Consider the following 3,796-nt stretch of genomic DNA (forward strand, 5'->3'; position numbering starts at 1 on the left):
AGGGGTCACTACACGAAAGTACGTTTTACGTACGCTAAGTGCGAACGAACCGGCAACATCACGGCTTGGCGGTCGCGACGGTCCGTTCTAGGGCTTTATAGAGGGCGGTTTTGCCGATTTTCAGGCGAGCGGCGGCCTCGCGCACGGTGAGGCCCGCCGCAATGTGCGCCCGCGCCTTGCGTAGTTTGTCGGGGGTTACGACGGGTCGGCGACCGCCCTTGCTACCTCGCTCGCGCGCGGCGCGCAGACCGGCCTGGGTGCGCTCGCGGATCAGATCGCGCTCGAACTGCGCGAGGGAGCCGAAGATGTTGAACACCAGCATTCCCCCTGACGTGGTGGTGTCGATGTTCTCGGTGAGTGAGCGGAACCCGATGCCTCGCGCCGCCAGCTCACCGATCTTCTCGATCAGGTGGCTCATCGAGCGGCCGAGCCGATCGAGCTTCCACACCACCAGTGTGTCGCCGGCGCGCAGATAGGCCAGCGCTTCGCCAAGACCGGGCCTGTCGGTCCTGGCTCCCGACGCCTGATCGTCGAAAACACGTTCACATCCCGCCCGCTCCAGCGCGTCATGCTGGAGCGAGAGCTTCTGATCGGGGGTGGAGACCCGCGCATAGCCGATCAGCGCCACGGGTCGCCCCATCGTGTCCGTTTTCCCATCATCATGTGATCTTGTCCGAATCGCCATCGAAGGTCCAGAGTTGGCGGACACATTCCCGGTGGCCGTCCAACGGACGTCTGACGGACAGCGACATGGAGGGGTTCGACGTTGGCCAGAAGACACCTGCTAACACGCGAGATGCTTGCGGGCCATTATGATCCGTCGCTCGATGAACGCGAGATCGCGCGCCACTTCACCTTGACCCGTGACGACCTGGAACTGATCGCATCCCGGCGTGGTGATGCCACCCGCCTCGGCTATGCGATGCTGATGCTGTATCTCCGCTGGCCGGGGCGCGTGCTGGAAGCCGGCGGAGCGCCGCCCATGCCGATCCTCGCATTCGTGGCCCGTCAGTTGGATGTGTCGCCCGCGTCATGGCGCGACTATGCCCGACGCGATGAAACGCGGCGGACGCACCTCATCGACCTGTCGCGGCGCTTCGGTCATCTCGTTTTCAGCCGCGCGGATTTCCACGCGCTAGTTGCGTTCGCCATGCCGATCGCGCAGACCGTCACCCAGCCCTCGCGGCTTGCCGGCATCGTCATCGACGAGATGCGACGCCGGCGATTGCTGCTGCCGCCCGTGACGGTGATTGAGGCGATCGTGCGACGGGCGCGGCAGCAAGCCGGGGATCTGGTCCATGACGTGCTCGCCGGGGATTTCGGCGAACCCGAACGCGCACGGCTCGACGCCCTCCTGTCGCGGCGCGACGACAAAGGCGCGACCTGGCTCTCATGGCTGCGCAACCCGCCACTGTCGCCGGCGCCGCGCAATATTCTGCGACTGATCGAACGGCTCGACCATGTTCGCGCACTGGGCCTGGCGGCATCGCGCGCCGCGACCATTCCGCAGACGGCGTTCGACCGGATCGCCGACGAGGCGGCGTGCATCACGCCGCAGCATCTGGCGGAACTGCCCGACCGGCGTCGTCATGCGATCCTTGCCGCTGCCGGCATTCGGCTCGAGGAAAGCCTGACCGATGCGGTGCTGACGATGATGGACAAGCTCCTGGGGAGCATGATGCGACGGGCCGAGAATCGGACCAAGGACAAGGCGATCGGCACGATCCGGTCATTGCAGGCGCAGCTTCGCCTGCTCACCGGCTCATGCCGGACCTTGCTCGACGCACGGGCACGAGGCGTCGATTCACTTGCCGCCATCGGGGCGATCGACTGGGAAAAGCTGGGCACGGCGGTCGTGGACGCCGAACTGCTGATCGCGCCGGAAACGATCGACCGCACGGCCGAACTGATCGAGCGGCAGCGCTCGCTGCGCTCCGTGATCGGGCCGTTCCTCAACGCCTTCGAGTTTCGCGGTGCCGGTGCGGTGCAGGGGCTGCTCGATGCGGTCCGCCTCGTGGCCGATATCTATCGCACCAAGCGCCGCCGCCTGCCCGACAAACCGCCGCTCCGGTTCGTGCCGCCATCATGGCGGCCGTTCGTCCTGCGCGATGGCGTGGTGTCCCGCGCCGCCTATGAACTGTGCGTACTCACCCAACTGCGCGACCGGCTGCGCGCCGGCGACATATGGGTGGCGGAAAGCCGCCAGTATCGCGCCTTCGACAGCTATCTTCTGCCGTCTGCCACCTTCGACGCGATGCGCGCGCGGGGACCGCTGCCGCTGGCGGTCAACACCGATTTCGAAAGCTTCATCGCAGGGCGCCGCGCCAGCCTCGACACGGCGATCGAGCGAGTGACGATCCTCGCCCGGCAGGGAGAGTTGCCCCAGGTGCGCCTTGACGGCAACGGCCTCGTCATATCGCCGCTCAAGGCAATCACGCCACCCGACGCAGAAGATATGCGCCGCATCGCCTACGATCGGCTGCCACGCGTGAAGATCACAGATCTTCTTTTGGAGGTCGATAGCTGGACCGGCTTTTCCGAGTGCTTCACCCATCGCCGCTCCGGTCGCGTTGCTGATGACCGCAACGCGCTCCTGACCGTGATCCTGGCCGACGGCATCAATCTCGGGCTGACGCGTATGGCCGAGACCTGTCAGGGCGCGACCTTGCGTCAGCTCGCCCATCTCCACGACTGGCATATCAGCGAAGCCGCCTATGGTGAGGCGCTGGGGCGGTTGATCGACGTTCACCGCACCGTGCCGTTGTCCGCGCTATGGGGCAACGGCACCAGCTCTTCGAGCGACGGTCAGCTCTTCCATGCGGGTGGGCGCGGCGCCGCGATCGGCGACATCAACGCGCGCAACGGCAACGAACCCGGCGTCAGCTTCTACACCCACATCTCGGATCAATATGATCCGTTCGCGAGCCGCGTGATCGCGGCGACCGCCGTCGAGGCCCCCTATGTCCTCGACGGGCTGCTATACCATGCCACCGGCCTGTCGATCGAAGAGCACTACACTGATACCGGCGGCGCATCCGATCATGTGTTCGGCCTGATGCCCTTCTTCGGCTACCGCTTCGCGCCGCGCTTGCGCGACTTGAAGGACCGGCGCCTGCATCTGCTGCCGGGCCAGGAAGCGGGGCCGCTGCTGGCCGGCATGACCGGCGATCCGGTCGCCATCGGGCATGTCGCCGCCCATTGGGACGAACTGCTGCGCCTCACTACCTCGATCCGCAGCGGCACAGCCACCGCATCGGCAATGCTGCGCAGATTGTCCGCTTACCCACGCCAGAACGGACTGGCGCTGGCCTTGCGCGAGGTCGGGCGGATCGAGCGCTCGATCTTCATGCTCGACTGGCTGCGCGATCTCGACCTGCGTCGGCGCACCCAGGCCGGGCTCAACAAGGGCGAGGCCCGCAACGCGCTCGCCCGCGCGCTCTTCTTCAACCAGCTCGGCGAGCTGCGCGACCGGCGGTTCGAGAACCAGACCTATCGCGCCTCCGGCCTCAATCTGCTCGTGGCCGCCATCATCCTGTGGAACACCCGCTATCTCGAACAGGCAGTCGGGGCGCTGGCGATCCCGGAGGACGTTGCGCGCCATATCGCCCCGCTGGGATGGGAGCATATCTCGCTCACCGGCGACTATCGCTGGAATGTCGAAAGCCGCCCCGATCCGGGCCAGCTTCGCCCGCTGCGCACACCTTCATCGATCCTGGCCGCCTAATGACGGCGACAGCGTTCGCTAAAAGTTCTCCCTTAGCGTACGTAAAACACACTTTCGTGTAGTGACCCCTAC

General features: G+C 65.9%; 2 protein-coding genes. One reads left to right on the forward strand and one right to left on the reverse strand.

Going from position 1 to position 3,796, the window contains the following annotated elements; translation table 11 throughout:
- Window positions 1-58 precede the first annotated feature (58 nt).
- Complete coding sequence (locus tag PX554_RS26440; RefSeq protein WP_275505033.1) at window positions 59-628, reverse strand: recombinase family protein; 570 nt, start codon at window positions 626-628, stop codon at window positions 59-61.
- Window positions 629-766: 138 nt separating this feature from the next.
- Between PX554_RS26440 and PX554_RS26445 the strand changes: the two genes are divergently transcribed.
- Window positions 767-3,724: a Tn3 family transposase gene (locus tag PX554_RS26445; RefSeq protein ID WP_275505034.1), complete on the forward strand. Its 2,958-nt coding sequence runs from the start codon at window positions 767-769 to the stop codon at window positions 3,722-3,724.
- Window positions 3,725-3,796 lie beyond the last annotated feature (72 nt).

This window comes from Sphingomonas pollutisoli, from assembly GCF_029167165.1.
GTDB lineage: Bacteria > Pseudomonadota > Alphaproteobacteria > Sphingomonadales > Sphingomonadaceae > Sphingomonas > Sphingomonas pollutisoli.